This window comes from Streptomyces sedi (assembly GCF_006335015.1).
GTDB lineage: Bacteria > Actinomycetota > Actinomycetes > Streptomycetales > Streptomycetaceae > Streptomyces > Streptomyces sedi.
This window is the reverse complement of record NZ_VDGT01000029.1, coordinates 1-17,142: the sequence shown is the minus strand read 5'-3', so window position 1 is coordinate 17,142 and position 17,142 is coordinate 1. Positions and strand designations below refer to the sequence as shown.

The window sequence follows — 17,142 nt, the reverse complement described above, 5'->3', positions numbered from 1 at the left end:
CGGGCCGGGCGGCCCTCGTCGCGGCGGGGGCGGCTACGCGCCCGGGCGGCCCCGGGGTGTGGTCGCCCCCGCGCCGCGGGAGGGGCGCTCGCGCCGCGCGCCGTCGCCCGCGGGGGAGGTGACCGGGAGGGTGACCGTGTGGCCGGCGGTGGAGCGGAACGTGGCGAGGCCGCCGCGGCAGGTGATCTCGGTGAACGGGTTGCTCTCCGCCAGGTAGAGCACCCACTCCGGCCGCCCGGCGGCGTCCAGGCAGGCGGCGAAGCCCTCCGAGCCGTGGGCGCCCTCCCCGCCGTGGAGCGCGCGGCCGTCCGGCAGCCGCAGCGGGTGGTGCGGGTCGATCGCCGTCAGCCACTCGGACGTGGAGTCGGCGGCCAGCCACCCGGCGAGGTCGAAGGCGGGGCCGAGCCGCAGCCCGCCGGGCGCGCCCGGGTCGAGCGCGGCCTCGTACGAGGGCCCGTCGGCGAGGTGCAGCGCGTCGACGATCGGCAGCAGCTCACGGGACCACAGCCGGACGAGGGCGCTCACCAGCCGGCCGTCTTCAGCGCGAGGTGGAGCAGCAGCCGGTCCTCGCCGTCGTCGAGGTCGAGTCCTGTGAGCTGTTCGACGCGGGAGACGCGGTAGTAGAGCGTCTGGCGGTGGATGCCCAGCGCCTCGGCCGTGCGGGTCGCCTGACCCGCGTGGTCGAGGAACGTCTCGGCGGTGTGGGCCAGTTCGCGGTGCTCGGGCCGGAGCAACGGCAGCACCGCCGGGTCGGGCGGCAGCCGGGGCGGCAGCGCGGTCAGCAGCCGGTACGGGCCGATCTCGGCCCACTCGGCGAGCGCCCCGAGGCGGTCGGAGGCACCGGCGGCGCGCGCCGCGCCCAGGGCCTCCGGCCAGGCCGCCGGCAGCTCCGCGACCGCGTGCCGCGCCGCGCTCAGCCCGCCGTGCGGGCCGCGCCCGGCGCCCACGCCCAGCCGGCGGGCGAGCGCCCTGGCCGCGGGCGGTCGCACCAGCGCGGCCAACGCCCAGGCGGTCCCCGCCCGTTGCCCCGGCAGCGTGGTCAGCGCCAACGCGCCGGGCGGCGTCGCCGGCAGCTCGTGCGGCGCCTCCCAGGGCGCGACGGCGAGCAGCACCAGCGGCCCGTCGGCCGCCGGGCCGAGCGCGTCGGCCAGTTCCCCGGCGGGCGCCGGGCCCTCGTCGGCGTGGCCGGTCAGCAGCGCGTGCAGCAGGTTCCCTATCCGCGCGCCGCCGCGGGCGTCCTCGGCCAGCAGCGCGCCGGCGCGCCGGGCGATCGCCATCGCCTCGTCCAGCCGCGGGTCGTCCAGCCGCAGCGCGCCGTCGTCGAGCAGCCAGATGTAGCCGTACACCACGCCGCCGTGGCGCACGGGCAGGCAGAGCCGCCCGGTGCGCACGCCGGCGGACGGCTCCGGTGGGATACGCACGGGGGCGTGCGCCGTGGTGATGCCGAAGTCCTCGAACCACGCCCGTACGGCGGCGGTCGAGCCGCGCCCCAGGATGGAACGGGTGCGGACCGGGTCGAGCGCCAGGTCGTCGTCGCTGTCGTGGGCGCCGAAGGCGATCAGTTGGAAGTCCCTGCCCTCCAACGTCGCCGGGGCGTCGAGCAACGCGCAGACCTCGTCGATCAGCTGCTGGTAAGCGGTGCGCATCCCCCGTTCGTCACCTCCCGTCTCGCGCCGGTGCCGCCGGTTGGCCACCATTCTCGTGCAGTCTCATACAGATGTCTGAACCCCGTCGACCCGGCGCTCGACAGCTGTCGATAGGCGCCGGGCCCGCGCGGTCCTACGGTGGCGTTGACCGGCTGGTACCGCATCGCCGATCCGTTCGGCCGACCTCGGGAGGTGCCCGTGCTGGGACCCGTGCTGCTGGCTGCCGCCGGCAGTGAACGCGTGCGGCGGCTGGTGTCGTCGACGCCGCTGACCCGCCCCGTCGTGGACCGTTTCGTCGCCGGCGAGGAGCTGCCCGACGCGCTGGACGCGAGCCGGACGCTGCTCTCCCAGGGGCTGACCGTCACGCTCGACCGCCTCGGCGAGTCCGTCACCGACCCGCTTCAGGCGATCCGCAACCGCGACGGCTATCTGGAGCTGGTCGACGAGCTCGCCGCCGCGGGTGTCGCGGAGCGGGCCGAGCTGTCGGTGAAGCTCTCGGCCTTCGGCCAGGCGCTGCCCGACGGGCACGACATCGCCCACCGCAACGTGGCCCGGGTGGTCGCGGCGGCGGCTGCCGCCGGCACGGCGGTCACCCTGGACATGGAGGACCACACCACCGTGGACTCCACCCTGGCGGTGCACGAGGCGCTGCGCGCCGAGCACCCGGAGACGGGCGCGGTGCTCCAGTCCTATCTCTTCCGCACCGAGGACGACGCCCGGCGGCTCGCGGCGACCGGCGCCCGCGTCCGGCTGGTCAAGGGCGCCTACCGGGAGCCCGCCGAGGTCGCCTTCCAGCGGAAGGTGGAGGTCGATCTGGCCTATGTCCGCTGCCTGCGGCTGCTGATGACCGGCGAGGGCTATCCGATGGTCGCCACCCACGACCCGCGGCTGGTCGCCGTCGCCGAGGAGTTGGCGAAGCGGGGCGGGCGGGCGTTCGACGCCTACGAGTTCCAGATGCTGTACGGCATCCGCGACGCCGAGCAGCGCCGGCTGGCGGCGCAGGGCCACCGGGTGCGGGTCTATGTGCCCTACGGCGGCGACTGGTACGGCTACTTCATGCGGCGGCTGGCCGAGCGCCCCGCCAACCTGGCCTTCTTCGCCCGTTCCCTGGCCACCAGGAACTGATCACCGGGAACCGACCACCGGGAACCGACCACCCCGAGCCCACCCCACCCGAGCCCGACCGACCGCGGCACCCCGAAGGAGAGAAACGGCCATGGACGCTGTGACCCACGTCCCCACGCCGGTCAACGAGCCGGTGCTGGGCTACGCGCCCGGCTCGCCCGAGCGCGCCCGGCTGGAGCGCGAGCTGAAGGAGCTGAGCGAGAACCCCGTCGACCTGCCCATGACCATCGGCGGGCAGCGCCGGATGGGCGGCGGCGAGCGTCGCGACGTGGTGCAGCCGCACCGCCACGCCGCCCGGCTCGGCACCTACGGCAACGCCACCGAGCAGGACGCCAGGGACGCGATCGACGCGGCGCTGGCGGCGGCGCCGGCCTGGCGCGCGCTCTCCTTCGACGACCGCGCCGCGATCTTCCTGCGCGCGGCCGAGCTGCTCTCGGGCCCGTGGCGGGCGACCATCGCCGCCTCCACGATGCTGGGCCAGTCCAAGACGGTGCAGCAGGCCGAGATCGACGCGCCCTGCGAGCTGATCGACTTCTGGCGGTTCAACGTCCACTTCGCCCGCGAGCTCCTGGCCGAGCAGCCGCCGGTGCAGCCCAGGGGCGTCTGGAACCGGATGGACCACCGGCCGCTTGAGGGCTTCGTCTACGCGGTCACCCCGTTCAACTTCACCGCGATCGCCGGCAACCTGCCGACCGCGCCCGCGCTGATGGGCAACGTGGTGGTGTGGAAGCCGTCGCCCACCCAGACCCACTCCGCCGTGCTGCTGATGCGCCTGCTGGAGGAGGCGGGGCTGCCCGACGGGGTGATCAACCTGGTCACCGGCGACGGCCTGGCCGTCTCCGAGGTGGCGCTGCCGCACCCGGAGCTGGCCGGCATCCACTTCACGGGCTCCACGGGGACCTTCCGCGCGCTGTGGCGCGGCGTCGGCGAGCACCTGGACGGCTACCGGAGCTACCCGCGGGTGGTGGGGGAGACCGGCGGCAAGGACTTCATCGTGGCCCACCCGACCGCGGACCCGGTGGTGTTGCGGACGGCGATCGTGCGCGGCGCCTTCGAGTACCAGGGCCAGAAGTGCTCGGCCGCCTCGCGCGCCTATGTCCCGCGTTCGCTCTGGGAGGGCGGGCTGCGCGAGGAGCTGAGGGCGGAGGTCGAGGGGCTGACGATGGGGGACCCCACCGACCTGGGGAACTTCATGGCCGCCGTGATCGACGAGCGCGCCTTCGCCAAGAACCGTGACGCCATCGAACGGGCCAAGGCCGCCCCGAACTGCGAGATCGTCGCCGGCGGCACCTACGACGACAGCGTGGGGTACTTCGTCCGGCCGACGGTGCTGACCTGTTCGGACCCGGAGGACGAGGTGTTCCGCACCGAGTACTTCGGGCCGATCATCGCCGTCCACGTCTACGAGGACGACGACTTCGACGCCATGCTCGACCAGATGGAGTCGGTCGCCGACTACGCGCTGACCGGCGCCTTCCTGGGCGGCGACCGCGTGGTGGCGGCGGAGGTCAGCGAGCGGCTGCGCTTCGCGGCCGGCAACTTCTACCTCAACGACAAGCCGACCGGCTCCGTCGTCGGCCAGCAGCCCTTCGGCGGCGGACGCGCCTCCGGCACCAACGACAAGGCGGGCTCGAAGTTCAACCTGCTGCGCTGGGTCTCCCCCCGGGTGATCAAGGAAACGCAGGTCCCGCCCACCGACTACCGGTATCCGCACATGGGGTGACCCCTCGGCCCCGGCGGCCGGTTCGGCCCCCCACCCGCCCCACGGGTCCCACGGGACCCGTCGGCGACGGTGGGGGGCCGTCCGCGTCTCAGATAGTAGGACGGTCAAGCATTTGGGCAGACAGCGTCGCGAGCCCGGGCTATTTTGGTTGAGGTCCCACCGAGGGGTCGGCGAACTTTGTCGAGACCCCACAGCGGACCCTCCCTCGCCGGGGCACCGTCGCCCCGGACGCGGCCCTCTCACCTCTGGAGCTGACCGCCATGGACGCCACCGCAGTCGCCACTGCCCCCGCCGTCACCGCCGTCGCCCAACTTCCCGTCCACGACGCGTCGGTCGACCGCCCTACCGCGCGCGGCCGGGCCAGGGCCGAGGCCCGCGCGGCCCGGATCGCCGCCCGCCGGCACGCGGCCACCGCCCTCCAGTCCGCGCTCGACCGCAGGGACAACGGCGGCGCCGTCGAGGAGTGACCCCTCCGTCCGCATCGTGGACGCCGGCTCCTCGAAAGATGGGACGGCTCTAGGGTGCGGGCATGGCTAGCGGTATCGATCTCGCGGTGATTCCCGGTGACGGCATCGGCCCTGAGGTGGTCGCCGAGGGGCTGAAGGTCCTTCGCGCGGCGCTCCCGGCCGAGGCGAAGCTGGAGACCACCAGCTACGACCTGGGGGCCAGCCGCTGGCACCGGACGGGGGAGACCCTCCCCGACGCGGAGTTGGACCGCCTCAGGAGCCACGACGCCATCCTGCTGGGCGCGATCGGTGACCCCACCGTGCCCTCGGGCGTGCTGGAACGCGGGCTGCTGCTGAAGCTGCGCTTCGCGTTCGACCACTACGTCAACCTGCGCCCCAGCCGCCTCTTCCCGAACACCCCCTCGCCGCTCGCGGGCCGCCCCGAGATCGACTTCGTGGTCGTCCGCGAGGGCACCGAAGGTCCCTACGTGGGCAACGGCGGCTCGATGCGGACCGGGACGCCGGCCGAGGTGGCCACCGAGGTCAGCCTCAACACCGCCTACGGCGTCGAGCGCCTCGTGCGCGACGGCTTCGCGCGCGCCGCCGCCCGCCCGGCCAGGCGGCTCACCCTGGTCCACAAGAACAACGTGCTGGTCCACGCGGGCCACCTCTGGAAGCGGACGGTGGACCGGGTCGCCGAGGAGTACCCCGACGTCCAGGTCGACTACCTGCACGTGGACGCGGCCACCATCTTCCTGGTCACCCAGCCGCAGCGGTTCGACGTGATCGTCACCGACAACCTCTTCGGTGACATCCTCACCGACCTGGCCGCCGCCATCACCGGCGGCATCGGCCTCGCCGCCTCGGGGAACATCAACCCCAGCGGCGCCTTCCCCTCCATGTTCGAGCCGGTCCACGGCTCGGCCCCGGACATCGCCGGCACCGGCAAGGCCGACCCGACCGCCACCGTGCTGTCCGTCGCCCTGCTGCTGCGTCACCTCGGCCACGAGACCGAGGCCGCCCGGATCGAGGACGCCGTCACGGCCGACCTCGCCGAGCGCGACGCGGAGTCGCCGCGCACCACCGAGACCATCGGTGACGCGCTGGCGGCCCGAGTATCGGCCTGACCCGCCCGGTCGCCGTCACCGAGGCGGTCGACGCTCTCCCGCCCGGCGGCCGGCCCCCGTCCGCCGCCGGGCGTCATCCCCCCGTGGGAACCTCCCAGGACCGCACCCCCTGAAGGGCGCGGGGCGCACGCCCCGCGGCGAGCCCCGTCGCCTCCCGACGGTGCCCTCCCCGCCTCGGATATGTCACTCTTGTGTCCCGATGCTCGGACTTCCTACTACCGCCGCTACTGCCGCCCGGGCGCGGGTCGCGGTCCGCCTCGACACCCAGTGAAGGAACGCGCTCACATGACGACGCCCTCCCTCCCCTTCGACCTCAAGCCCTCCTCCCAGCCGCTCCCCGACGCGGAGCGCGAGGCGGCGCTGGCCGACCCCGGCTTCGGCCGGCACTTCACCGACCACATGGTCACCATCCGCTGGACCGAGGGCCGGGGCTGGCACGACGCGCGGCTCCAGCCGTACGCGCCGCTGTCCATGGACCCGGCCAGCATGGTGCTGCACTACTCCCAGGAGATCTTCGAGGGGCTGAAGGCATACCGCCAGGCCGACGGCTCGGTCGCGGTCTTCCGGCCCGAGGCCAACGGGGAGCGCTTCCAGCGTTCCGCGCGCCGGCTGGCGATGCCGGAGCTGCCGGTGGAGACGTTCGTCGAGGCCATCGACGTCCTGGTCCGCCAGGACCAGGCGTGGGTGCCGTCCGGCGGCGAGCAGTCGCTCTACCTGCGCCCGTTCATGATCGCCTCCGAGGTCGGCCTCGGCATCAACCGGCCGGCCAACGAGTACCTGTTCATGGTCATCGCCTCCCCGGCCGGCGCCTACTTCCCGCGCGGCATCAAGCCGGTCTCCGTCTGGCTCTCCAAGGACTACGTCCGCGCCGCGCCCGGCGGCACCGGCGAGGCCAAGACCGGCGGCAACTATGCCGGCGCCTTCCTCGCCCAGGCCGAGGCCACCCGCAACGGCTGCGACCAGGTCGTCTGGCTGGACGCCGTGGAGCGCCGCTGGGTCGAGGAGATGGGCGGGATGAACCTCTACTTCGTCCGGGGCGAGGGCCCGGACGCCGAGATCGTCACCCCGCAGCTCACCGGCACCCTGCTGCCCGGCATCACCCGCGACTCGCTGCTGCGGATCGCCAGCGACCTCGGGCACACCACGGGCGAGGTCAAGATCTCCACCGACGACTGGCGCCAGGGCAACGCCGACGGCACCCTCAGCGAGGTCTTCGCCTGCGGAACCGCCGCCGTGATCACCCCCGTCGGCTCGGTCCGCTCGGCCGAGGGCGACTGGACCGTCGGCGACGGCCAGCCGGGACCGATCACCCAGCGCCTGCGCGCCGAGCTGCTCGGCATCCAGACCGGCCAGCGTCCCGACCCCTACGGCTGGATGCACCACATCCGCTGACCCCGCGCCCTCCGCCGTCCGGACCCGACGCCCGCCGCCGGGTCCGGATGGTGAGACATGGCTGGGCCGTCCAGGACCCCCGTGGCAGACTGCGGGCGTGCTCTCGTTCGCCATCATTATTGGTGACCAGCGCGCCGGTCGGCAGTGACCCCCGCACCGCATCGCAGGAAGCGGCAGCGGACACACTCTGTCCCAGACCCGCGCGCAGACCTCTCGCACCCGCGAGGGGTCTTTTCGTTTTCCGGCCCACCAGGCCGGAGCGGGAGCGCCGGGCGAGGGCGACCACGCCGCCCCACGAACACGCAGACCACAGGAGCCCCAAGCCCATGACGACGGATGCCGCTTCGCCCCAGACCCCGAACGACGACTTCCACGTGTTTGACACCACGCTGCGGGACGGCGCCCAGCGTGAGGGCATCCACCTCACCGTCGCCGACAAGCTGACCATCGCCCGCCACCTCGACGACTTCGGCGTCGGCTTCATCGAGGGCGGCTGGCCGGGCGCCAACCCGAAGGACACCGAGTTCTTCCAGCGCGCCGCCCGGGAGATCGACTTCCGCCACGCCCGGCTCGTCGCCTTCGGCGCGACCCGCAGGGCCGGCGTCGACACCGCCGACGACCCGCAGGTCGCCGCGTTGCTCGACTCCGGCGCCCCCGTCGTGACGCTGGTCGCCAAGTCCCACGACCGCCACGTGGAGCTCGCGCTGCGCACCACGCTGGAGGAGAACCTGGCCATGGTCGCCGACACCGTGCGCCACCTGCGCGCCCACGGCCGCCGGGTCTTCGTGGACTGCGAGCACTTCTTCGACGGCTACGCCGACAACCCCGACTACGCCCTGGCCGTCGTCCGCGCCGCCGCCGAGGCCGGCGCCGACGTGGTCGTGCTCTGCGACACCAACGGGGGCGCGCTCCCCGCGCGCGTCGACGCCACCGTGCGCGCCGTGCGCTCCGCCACCGGCGCGCGCCTCGGCATCCACGCCCAGGACGACAGCGGTTGCGCCGTCGCCAACACCCTGGCCGCCGTCGACGCCGGGGCCACCCATGTGCAGGGCACCGCCAACGGCTACGGCGAACGGGTCGGCAACGCCAACCTCTTCCCCGTCGTCGCCGCCCTGGAGCTGAAGTACGACCGCAGGGTGCTGCCCCCGGGCGCGCTCACCGAGATGACCCGGATCTCGCACGCCATCGCCGAGGTGGTCAACCTCCCCCCGGCCACCCACCAGCCCTACGTCGGGGTTTCCGCCTTCGCGCACAAGGGCGGCCTGCACGCCTCGGCCATCAAGGTCGACCCCGACCTGTACCAGCACATCGACCCGGAACGCGTCGGTAACTCCATGCGCATGTTGGTCTCCGACATGGCGGGGCGCGCCTCCGTCGAGCTGAAGGGCCGCGAGCTGGGCTTCGACCTGGAGGGCGACCGCGCGCTGGCCGGCCGCGTGGTGGCCAGGATCAAGGAACGGGAACGGCACGGCTACACCTACGAGGCGGCCGACGCCTCGTTCGAGCTGCTGCTGCGCGACGAGGCCGCCGGCACCTCGCACCGCTTCTTCGAGCTGGAGTCCTGGCGCACCATCACCGACCACAGGACCGAAGGCGGCACGGTCAACGAGGCCACCGTGCGCCTGTGGGCCAAGGGCGAACGCAAGCTGGCCACCGGCGAGGGCAACGGGCCGGTCCACGCGCTGGACCAGGCGCTGCGCACCGCGTTGGAGGGCACCTTCCCGCAGCTGGCGCGCATCCAGCTGATCGACTACAAGGTCCGCATCCTGGAGGGCAGGTCCGGCACCCAGTCCACCACCCGGGTTCTGATCACCAGCGGCGACGGACAGGCCGAGTGGTCTACCGTGGGGGTCGCCGACAACGTGATCGCCGCCTCCTGGCAGGCGTTGGACGACGCCTACACCTACGGGCTGCTGCGCGCCGGGTTGCGCCCCGAGGGGTGAGCACGCCGGAGCCCGAGCGGGCGGGCGCCGGCGCGCGCGAGTGGGGGAGCGCCGGTGACGCCCGCCGGGCGCCTGTGAGATTCCTCCAAACGCCCTCGGGGGCCTTCTGTGTGGTCCGGGCACCAACCCGACGAGAGCCCTCCGGTTCTGTGCAGCGCGACCATGAATCGGCGGAGGAGACTGTGAGGATCCAACGAGAGACCCGGGGAGCGGGGTTTCGTAGGGTCTATACATGACCGATCACGCCGATACCGCAGCCCCCGAGGCGCCAGCCGCCACCGACACCCGGGGCCGGGTGGCCGAGCTGCTGGCGATCCGCGCCGAGGCCCTCGCCGGTCCCTCAGAGAAGGCCACCGAGGCGCAGCACGCCAAGGGCAAGCTCACCGCCCGCGAGCGCATCGGTCTGCTGCTGGACGAGGACTCCTTCCACGAGGTGGGAGCGCTCCGCCGGCACCGCGCCACCGGCTTCGGTCTGGAGAACAAGCGCCCCTACACCGACGGCGTCGTCACCGGCTGGGGCACCGTCCACGGCCGCACGGTCTTCGTCTACGCCCACGACTTCCGCATCTTCGGCGGCGCGCTGGGCGAGGCCCACGCCGCGAAGATCCACAAGCTGATGGACATGGCGCTGGCCGCCGGCGCCCCGCTGGTCTCGCTCAACGACGGCGCGGGCGCCCGCATCCAGGAGGGCGTCTCCGCGCTGGCCGGCTACGGCGGGATCTTCCAGCGCAACACCCGCGCCTCCGGCGTGATCCCGCAGATCAGCGTCATGCTCGGCCCCTGCGCCGGCGGCGCCGCGTACTCGCCCGCGCTCACCGACTTCGTCTTCATGGTCCGCGAGACCGCGCAGATGTTCATCACGGGGCCGGACGTCGTGCAGGCGGTCACCGGCGAGGAGGTCACCCAGAACGGCCTGGGCGGCGCCGACGTCCACGCCGGCACCTCGGGCGTGGCGCACTTCGCCTACGACGACGAGGAGACCTGCCTGGAGGAGGTCCGCTACCTCCTCTCGCTGCTCCCGGCGAACAACCGGGAGAACCCGCCGTCGGCCCCGACCGAGGACCCGGCCGACCGCCGTTGCGACGCCCTGGTCGACCTGGTGCCGCTGGACGGCAACCGCCCGTACGACATGCGCGCGGTCATCGAGGAGCTGGTCGACGACGGCGAGGTCCTGGAGGTCCACGAGCGCTGGGCGACCAACGTCATCTGCGCGCTGGCCAGGATGGACGGCCAGGTCGTCGGCATCGTCGCCAACCAACCCCAGTCGCTGGCCGGGGTGTTGGACATCCACGCCTCGGAGAAGGCGGCGCGCTTCGTCCAGATGTGCGACGCGTTCAACATCCCGATCCTGACCCTGCTCGACGTCCCCGGCTTCCTGCCCGGCGTCGACCAGGAGCATGGCGGGATCATCCGCCACGGCGCCAAGCTGCTCTACGCCTACTGCAACGCGACCGTCCCGCGGATCTCGCTGGTGCTGCGGAAGGCCTACGGCGGCGCGTACATCGTGATGGACTCCCAGTCCATCGGCGCCGACCTGACCCTGGCCTGGCCGAGCAACGAGATCGCCGTGATGGGTGCCGAGGGCGCGGCCAACGTCATCTTCCGCCGTCAGATCGCCGCCGCCGAGGACCCCGACGCGATGCGCGACCGGATGGTCAAGGAGTACAAGGCCGAGTTGATGCACCCCTACTATGCCGCGGAGCGCGGTCTGGTGGAGGATGTGATCGACCCGGCGGAGACCCGCACGGTGCTTGTCCACGCGCTGTCCATGCTGCGCAGCAAGCACGCCGACCTGCCCGCCCGCAAGCACGGCAACCCGCCGCAGTGACCCGGCCCCGACCAGGCCGAGTGAGGAATTCACCGATGAACGTGCAGTCCACCGACCCGCGACTGGTGCGGGTGGAGAAGGGCGCGGCCAGCGACGAGGAGCTGGCCGCCGTCACCGCGCTGCTGATGGCCCGCGCCGCCCGCGGCGGCGTCCCGGCCGAGGCCGCGGCGCCCGGCCAGTCGACCGCCGGCTGGCGGCGGTTGGAGCGGGCCAGCGCCTACCGCGCCCCGCACAGCTGGCAGGGCTGAGCCCGAAGCCCCCGCACACGTGCGAAACCCCCGGCTCCCTGTCTCGGCGGGAGCGCGGGGGTTTCTCGTGCGCGTCGGGGCGATGTCCGGAAAACCGCGCCGCTGCCGGAACCGGCAAGCCGTCGAACTCAGTCCACCAGGGCGAACGATCCGGCCGCCGAGGGCTCCTGGCCCTTCTCCAGCACCGTGCGACGCGGGTTGGCGGTGGGGGCCGGCACCGCGGGGTCGCCGGCCGGCGCCAGTTCCGCGGGGGCGAGTGCGCTCGTGTCGTTCAGGTGTGCCAGGGTGGTGCGCCGAGGATTGGCGAGGGAGTGCGTGAGCAGTGTGGTCTTCACGGTGTGTCAGCCTTGTCAGTCCGGGAAGCTTTGTAAAGCGAGGCTATGCGCCGGCTACCCGGCGAAGGTGGGGTGATAGACGCCCGTGAGGTGTGAGTTTCCTCACGAGGCACGGGGCAAAGGCGGGCATTCCAGGGCATCCGTCATCGGCGCGCTGTTCGGGAATTCGGACCGAAGCGGCTTCGCGTTCGGCCGACTCCCGGGGTGCGTGTGCATTCGATGATGATGCTGTGGTCGAAAGTCCGGTTCCTCCCGCAGTCTGTGCACGCCAGGTGATGGATCGCCTTCACAGCGTCATAGATGTCACAGGAGTATCCCGGGCCCTTGTTGGAGATCGGCCACTGTGCTGGAATTCGTCGAACCGCGCGGGTCAGCGGGTTGTGTGGGCGCACACCGGCGTCACTCGACAGCCCGATCCAGCCACTTCCATCCGCCCGGTTTGCCCAAACGACCGTCACGGGGCTCCGACTGCCCCGGGCTCGATACCGTCCGCCGCGCTCGCGGCGAGACGCCTGGTCCAGAGGTTGCGACGCTAGTGCAGGGACGTTTCAAGAAGGAAGGCAGTGCCGCGGGGGACGCGGGGCAGGGCGACGCGACAGATCGCGGCTCTTCCCTCGCGCCTACTCCCGGTGCCGAGCCGGCGCGGCCGGCCGCAGACGGCAAGGATCTGCCCTCCGGGAAGCGATCGACCCCCGAGAGCGCGGACGCGCCCTCCGGCGCCGCCCCCCGGCGCCCGATCAGCGCGGGTTCGCGACTCGCCCTGCGCAACTGGCGCATCAGCACCCGTCTGGTCTCCCTGATCGCGCTGCCCGTGGCGGCGGCCACGGTGATGGGCGCGCTCCGTATCGAGCAGTCACTGGACAACGTCGAGCAGCTGGAGGACATGCAGCTGCTGACGGACATCACCCAGCAGGCGACGCTGCTGGCCGCCGCGCTCCAGGAGGAGCGCGACCGCTCGGCCGGCCCGATCGTCAGCGGTGACAACCCCAACAGCGACGAGGTCATCAGCTCCAGGGAGCACACCGACGAGGCGATCGACGCCTTCAGTGACGCGCGCCTGGACATCAACAGCTACGACGAGTCGATGCGTGGCGTCGAGGCCACCATCCACGACATCGCCCGGCGGCTCAACGAGCTGAGCCAGGTGCGCAACGGGGCCTACAACGACCCCAGTTACGCCTCGCAGACGATCACCCAGTACAGCGAGGTCATCGAGGCCCTGCTGAACCTGTCGCAGGACATGGCGCAGGCCACCAACAACGGCGACATGATCCGCAGCACCCGCGCGCTGGCCGCGTTCTCCTCGGCGAAGGAGCACGCCTCCATCCAGCGGGCGGTGATCACCGCCGGTCTGGCCCGCGCGGAGCTGCCCGGCGGCCAGGCCGAGCTGTCCGAGTCCGACTGGCGGTACGGCCGCACCCACCTGATCGGCGAAGAAGTCGCGATCGACAACTTCGGTCAGATCTATGGCGATTCCGACCAGGTGCGAACCCTGCTCTCGCCCCTTGAGGGCGGCATCGCCAACATCGTCGCGGCCGACGACTTCGCCCAGCGGGTCTTCTCCGCCGAGGAGGGCATCCGCACCGAGGAGCGGACGTACCGCAACTGGTACGACCAGGACCGCACCAAGATCGAAGCGATGGGCAACATCGAGCTGACCCTGCTCTCCGAGATGCAGGAGCAGGCTCGCGAGCTGCGCGACGAGGCGCAGCGCGACGCGCTGATCAACGGCGCCATCGTGCTCCTCGTCCTCGGTATCTCGCTGGTCGGCGCGTTCGTCGTGGCCCGCTCCATGGTGCGTTCGCTGCGCCGCCTCCAGGACACGGCGACCGAGGTGGCCCGCACCCGGCTGCCCGAGGTCGTCAAGCAGATGTCCGAGGCCGAGCCCGGCGACGTCGACACCTCGGTGGAGTCGGTCGGCGTCCACACCAGGGACGAGATCGGCCGGGTGGCCCAGGCGTTCGACGACGTGCACCAGGAGGCGGTCCGCCTCGCCGGTGAGCAGGCGCTGCTGCGGGGCAACGTCAACGCGATGTTTACCAACCTCTCGCGCCGCAGCCAGGGCCTGATCCAGCGGCAGCTGTCGCTGATCTCCGAGCTGGAGTCCCGCGAGGCGGACCCCGACCAGCTCTCCTCGCTCTTCAAGCTCGACCACCTCGCGACCCGCATGCGCCGCAACGGCGAGAACCTGCTGGTCCTCGCCGGCGAGGAGCCGGGCCGCCGCTGGACCCGACCGGTGCCGCTGGTCGACGTGCTGCGCGCCGCCGCGTCCGAGGTGGAGCAGTACGAGCGCATCGAGTTGAGCGCCGTCCCCAAGACCGAGGTCGCCGGCCGGGTCGTCAACGACCTCGTCCACCTGCTCGCCGAGCTGCTGGAGAACGCCACCTCGTTCTCCTCCCCGCAGACCAAGGTCAAGGTCACCGGCCACGCCCTGCCCGACGGGCGGGTGCTGGTCGAGATCCACGACACCGGCATCGGGCTCTCGCCCGAGGACCTCGCCGAGATCAACGACCGGCTGGCCAACCCGCCCACGGTGGACGTCTCCGTCTCCCGCCGGATGGGCCTGTTCGTGGTCGGCCGGCTGTCCCTGCGGCACGGCATCCGCATCCAGCTGCGCCCCTCCGACTCCGGCGGCACCACGGCGCTGGTCATGCTCCCCGCCGACGTGGCCCAGGGCGGCAGGCCCCGGCCCGGTGGCCCCGCGCGGGCCGCGGGCGTCGGCACCACCTCGGCCACGATGCAGCCGGACACCCCGCCGGTGCGCCGCCCCTCGCTCGGCAAGCCCGAGGGCGCCCAGCGGGAGACCGGGCTGCCGAGCCGTTCCGACCGCCCGGCCCTGCCCTCCCGCCCCGGCGCCGACGGCCGCCAGGGCCCCGGCGGAGGCCGCACCGCGCCCTTCGGGCAGGACGAGCGCCCCGAACAGCGGAACCCCGAGCCGCAGCGCGCCGAGAGCCCGCAGCCGCCGCCCCCCGCCGCGCCGACGCCGCCCCCCGCGCCGCAGCAGCCGGCCGCCGGCCGCCCCAGCTGGGCCACGGGCGGCGACGACACCGCGCGAATACCGGCCGTGGGCAACGAGTTCGACGCGCCGCGCGGCCACGACGCCCCGCCCGCCGGCGAGTACCGGGACACCGAACGGCAGCGGTTCGACGCCGAACGCCCGCCGCCCCCGCAGCGCCAGTCGTACGAGCCGTACGAGCAGTTCGGCCAGGCACCGCGCCGCGACGAGGCGCCCCGTCCCGACGGCGGTCAGCGCCCCGGCGCGGACGAGGGTTCCGTCTTCGGCCTGCCGCCCGGCCGTCCCGCCCAGCCCGCCGCGCGCGAGGAGCGGCCGACCGCCGAGTTCGGCTCCGGCGGCCACCAGCGGCGCTCGCCGCAGCCGCCGGAGTACCCCACCGGGGAGTTCCAGACCGGCGACTACCGCGCGCCCGAGCAGCTGCCCGCCCGCGAGGAACGGCCCAGCCTGCCGCCCGCGAGCGGCGACCGCGCCTCGTCCTGGCAGCGTTCGCAGGACGAGCTGACCGCGCCCCTGCCGGCGCAGGAGCCGCCGCGGGGCAACGAACGGACCCCGATCTTCGAGGAGATGGAGTCCACCTGGTTCGGCACCCGCCGGGCCTACCCGCCGCCGGCCGAGCCGCAGCCGCAGCCGCCTGCCCCCGTGGCGGAGCCGCAGCCGCAGCACCAGGAGCCGCAGTACCAGGCGCCGCGACCCGCGAGCCCGCGCCCGCCCGAGCCGCGTCCGGCCGCGCCCGAGCCCCCCGCCGCCCCCGCGCGGCAGTCGCACGCGGCGCCCCCGCCGCCCGCCCGTCCGGACGGCCCGGCCAGCCCGATCGCGCCGCCGGCCCAGACGCCGGCCTCCGGCGCGGGACCGGCGACCTGGCGGTCCTCGCCCAACGACGAACGCTGGCGCCAGGCCGAGCAGTTGCGTCAGCCGAGCGCGGGTGGCGTCACCACGTCCGGGCTGCCCAAGCGGGTGCCGCGGGCGAACCTGGTCGCGGGGGCGGCACAGCCACAGCAGCAGGCCCCCCAGACCGGGCCGCAGGTCTCCCGGCGTCCGGACGACGTCCGCGGCCGGTTGACCAACCTCCGACGTGGCATCCAGCAGGGGCGCCAGGCCGGCACTTCGGCCGGCCACACAGACCGGGGCAACGGCCCCACCTATCAGTAGGAGCGTTAGTGTGAGCCCGATGAGCCAGGCGGCGCAGAACCTCAACTGGTTGATCACCAGTTTTGTGGAGAACACCCCGGGGGTGTCGCACACGGTGGTGGTGTCCGCCGATGGTCTTCTTCTGGCGTTGTCCGAGGGGTTTCCGCGGGATCGTGCGGATCAGTTGGCGGCGGTGGCTTCGGGGCTGACGTCGTTGACGGCTGGTGCGTCGCGGATCTTCGAGGGTGGTGCGGTGAATCAGACGGTGGTGGAGATGGAACGGGGGTTCCTTTTCATCATGTCCATCTCGGATGGTTCGTCGTTGGCGGTGTTGGCGCATCCGGAGGCCGACATCGGTCTGGTGGGTTATGAGATGGCGTTGCTGGTGGATCGTGCCGGTACGGTCCTGACGCCCGATCTCCGCGCCGAGCTCCAGGGCAGCCTCCTCAACTGAACTGTTCCTCCCCCCACATGAGCACCACCGTCCGCCTCGTCGAACCTCATGTCCCACCTCGGAGGAGCCATGAACACCCCGCCGCCCTCGCAGGGCTCGTACGGTGCCTCGCACAACTACGGGTCCTATGACGACGAGGGCGACCAGCCGCTGGTCCGCCCGTACGCGATGACCGGCGGCCGGACGAAGCCGCGTTACCAGCTGGCGATCGAGGCGCTGGTCTCGACCACCGCCGATCCGATGCAGCTCCAGGGGCTGCTGCCCGAGCACCAGCGGATCTGCCAGCTGTGCCTTGAGGTGAAGTCGGTCGCTGAGGTGTCGGCGCTGGTCGCCATCCCGCTGGGGGTCGCCCGGATTCTGGTGGCCGACCTGGCCGAGGCCGGACTCGTGGCGATCCATCAGCCGGGCAACGACAGAGAGCCCGGCGGTCAGCCGGACGTGACGCTGCTGGAAAGGGTGCTCAGTGGACTTCGGAAGCTCTGACGGATTCGGCCACCCGGCCCAGGGTGCCCCCGCCTCCCCCCGGGAGGGCGCGGCGCCGGCCACGGCGACGACCTCGGCGAAGATCGTCGTGGCGGGTGGGTTCGGCGTGGGTAAGACGACCTTCGTGGGGTCGGTTTCGGAGATCAATCCGCTGCGGACCGAGGCGGTGATGACGTCGGCGTCGGCGGGGATCGACGATCTGACGCATACGGGGAACAAGACGACGACCACGGTCGCGATGGACTTTG

At 72.9% G+C, this 17,142-nt stretch carries 15 protein-coding genes; 12 read left to right on the top strand and 3 right to left on the bottom strand.

Annotation, left to right across the window (positions count from 1 at the left end; genetic code table 11):
- Window positions 1-33: 33 nt before the first annotated feature.
- Both FH715_RS26325 and FH715_RS26320 read right to left on the bottom strand, forming a co-directional pair.
- Window positions 34-525: a hypothetical protein gene (locus FH715_RS26325; protein ID WP_139649704.1), complete on the bottom strand. Its 492-nt coding sequence runs from the start codon at window positions 523-525 to the stop codon at window positions 34-36.
- Window positions 522-1,646: a PucR family transcriptional regulator gene (locus tag FH715_RS26320; protein ID WP_139649702.1), complete on the bottom strand. Its 1,125-nt coding sequence runs from the start codon at window positions 1,644-1,646 to the stop codon at window positions 522-524. Before FH715_RS26320 ends, FH715_RS26325 begins: the two co-directional genes overlap by 4 nt.
- 198 nt (window positions 1,647-1,844) lie before the next feature.
- On the opposite strand from FH715_RS26320, the gene FH715_RS26315 reads away from it, so the two are divergent.
- The 8 genes from FH715_RS26315 (at window position 1,845) to FH715_RS26280 (ending at window position 11,478) form a co-directional block, all read left to right on the top strand.
- A complete protein-coding gene (locus FH715_RS26315) occupies window positions 1,845-2,771 on the top strand; it encodes a proline dehydrogenase family protein (protein ID WP_139649766.1) in 927 nt (308 codons plus the stop codon).
- Between the two features lie 91 nt (window positions 2,772-2,862).
- On the top strand, window positions 2,863-4,494 hold the full coding sequence (gene pruA, locus FH715_RS26310) for an L-glutamate gamma-semialdehyde dehydrogenase (RefSeq protein ID WP_139649700.1): 1,632 nt from the start codon (window positions 2,863-2,865) through the stop codon (window positions 4,492-4,494).
- Between the two features lie 260 nt (window positions 4,495-4,754).
- Entirely contained in the window at window positions 4,755-4,961 is a 207-nt protein-coding gene (locus FH715_RS26305; RefSeq protein WP_139649697.1) for a hypothetical protein, read from the top strand.
- 62 nt (window positions 4,962-5,023) lie between these two features.
- Window positions 5,024-6,067 (top strand): 3-isopropylmalate dehydrogenase, encoded by a 1,044-nt coding sequence (locus FH715_RS26300; protein WP_139649695.1) that lies wholly within the window; start codon window positions 5,024-5,026, stop codon window positions 6,065-6,067.
- A 285-nt stretch (window positions 6,068-6,352) separates the two neighbouring features.
- On the top strand, window positions 6,353-7,459 hold the full coding sequence (locus FH715_RS26295; protein ID WP_139649693.1) for a branched-chain amino acid aminotransferase: 1,107 nt from the start codon (window positions 6,353-6,355) through the stop codon (window positions 7,457-7,459).
- Between the two features lie 326 nt (window positions 7,460-7,785).
- Window positions 7,786-9,402, top strand: coding sequence for a citramalate synthase (gene cimA / locus FH715_RS26290; protein ID WP_139649691.1), 1,617 nt, complete (start codon window positions 7,786-7,788; stop codon window positions 9,400-9,402).
- Between the two features lie 232 nt (window positions 9,403-9,634).
- Entirely contained in the window at window positions 9,635-11,230 is a 1,596-nt protein-coding gene (locus FH715_RS26285) for an acyl-CoA carboxylase subunit beta (RefSeq protein WP_139649689.1), read from the top strand.
- A gap of 35 nt (window positions 11,231-11,265) precedes the next feature.
- Window positions 11,266-11,478, top strand: a complete 213-nt coding sequence (locus tag FH715_RS26280; RefSeq protein ID WP_139649687.1) for an acyl-CoA carboxylase subunit epsilon — start codon at window positions 11,266-11,268, stop codon at window positions 11,476-11,478.
- A 128-nt stretch (window positions 11,479-11,606) separates the two neighbouring features.
- Here the strand turns inward: FH715_RS26280 and FH715_RS26275 are convergent, their stop codons facing one another.
- On the bottom strand, window positions 11,607-11,813 hold the full coding sequence (locus tag FH715_RS26275) for a hypothetical protein (protein WP_139649685.1): 207 nt from the start codon (window positions 11,811-11,813) through the stop codon (window positions 11,607-11,609).
- Window positions 11,814-12,348: 535 nt separating this feature from the next.
- Here FH715_RS26275 and FH715_RS26270 point away from each other — a divergent pair.
- The 4 genes from FH715_RS26270 to FH715_RS29215 all read left to right on the top strand — a co-directional run.
- Window positions 12,349-15,978, top strand: a complete 3,630-nt coding sequence (locus tag FH715_RS26270; RefSeq protein ID WP_139649683.1) for a sensor histidine kinase — start codon at window positions 12,349-12,351, stop codon at window positions 15,976-15,978.
- 19 nt (window positions 15,979-15,997) lie between these two features.
- The gene (locus FH715_RS26265; protein ID WP_062206445.1) at window positions 15,998-16,411 is read left to right on the top strand and encodes a roadblock/LC7 domain-containing protein; all 414 of its coding nucleotides are present in this window, start codon (window positions 15,998-16,000) and stop codon (window positions 16,409-16,411) included.
- Window positions 16,412-16,480: 69 nt separating this feature from the next.
- A complete protein-coding gene (locus tag FH715_RS26260; protein WP_139649681.1) occupies window positions 16,481-16,894 on the top strand; it encodes a DUF742 domain-containing protein in 414 nt (137 codons plus the stop codon).
- The coding region (locus FH715_RS29215) for an ATP/GTP-binding protein (protein ID WP_246108993.1) at window positions 16,875-17,142 on the top strand (268 nt) is incomplete at its 3' end. The genes FH715_RS26260 and FH715_RS29215, both read left to right, overlap by 20 nt.

What these genes read in the sequence shown, in the direction of transcription:
- FH715_RS26320 (WP_139649702.1), bottom strand. Translation starts at nt 1,646, where the DNA reads ATGCGCACCGCTTACCAGCAGCTGATCGACGAGGTCTGCGCGTTGCTC.
- pruA (WP_139649700.1), top strand. Translation starts at nt 2,863, where the DNA reads ATGGACGCTGTGACCCACGTCCCCACGCCGGTCAACGAGCCGGTGCTG.
- FH715_RS26305 (WP_139649697.1), top strand. Translation starts at nt 4,755, where the DNA reads ATGGACGCCACCGCAGTCGCCACTGCCCCCGCCGTCACCGCCGTCGCC.
- FH715_RS26300 (WP_139649695.1), top strand. Translation starts at nt 5,024, where the DNA reads ATGGCTAGCGGTATCGATCTCGCGGTGATTCCCGGTGACGGCATCGGC.
- FH715_RS26295 (WP_139649693.1), top strand. Translation starts at nt 6,353, where the DNA reads ATGACGACGCCCTCCCTCCCCTTCGACCTCAAGCCCTCCTCCCAGCCG.
- cimA (WP_139649691.1), top strand. Translation starts at nt 7,786, where the DNA reads ATGACGACGGATGCCGCTTCGCCCCAGACCCCGAACGACGACTTCCAC.
- FH715_RS26285 (WP_139649689.1), top strand. Translation starts at nt 9,635, where the DNA reads ATGACCGATCACGCCGATACCGCAGCCCCCGAGGCGCCAGCCGCCACC.
- FH715_RS26280 (WP_139649687.1), top strand. Translation starts at nt 11,266, where the DNA reads ATGAACGTGCAGTCCACCGACCCGCGACTGGTGCGGGTGGAGAAGGGC.
- FH715_RS26265 (WP_062206445.1), top strand. Translation starts at nt 15,998, where the DNA reads ATGAGCCAGGCGGCGCAGAACCTCAACTGGTTGATCACCAGTTTTGTG.
- FH715_RS26260 (WP_139649681.1), top strand. Translation starts at nt 16,481, where the DNA reads ATGAACACCCCGCCGCCCTCGCAGGGCTCGTACGGTGCCTCGCACAAC.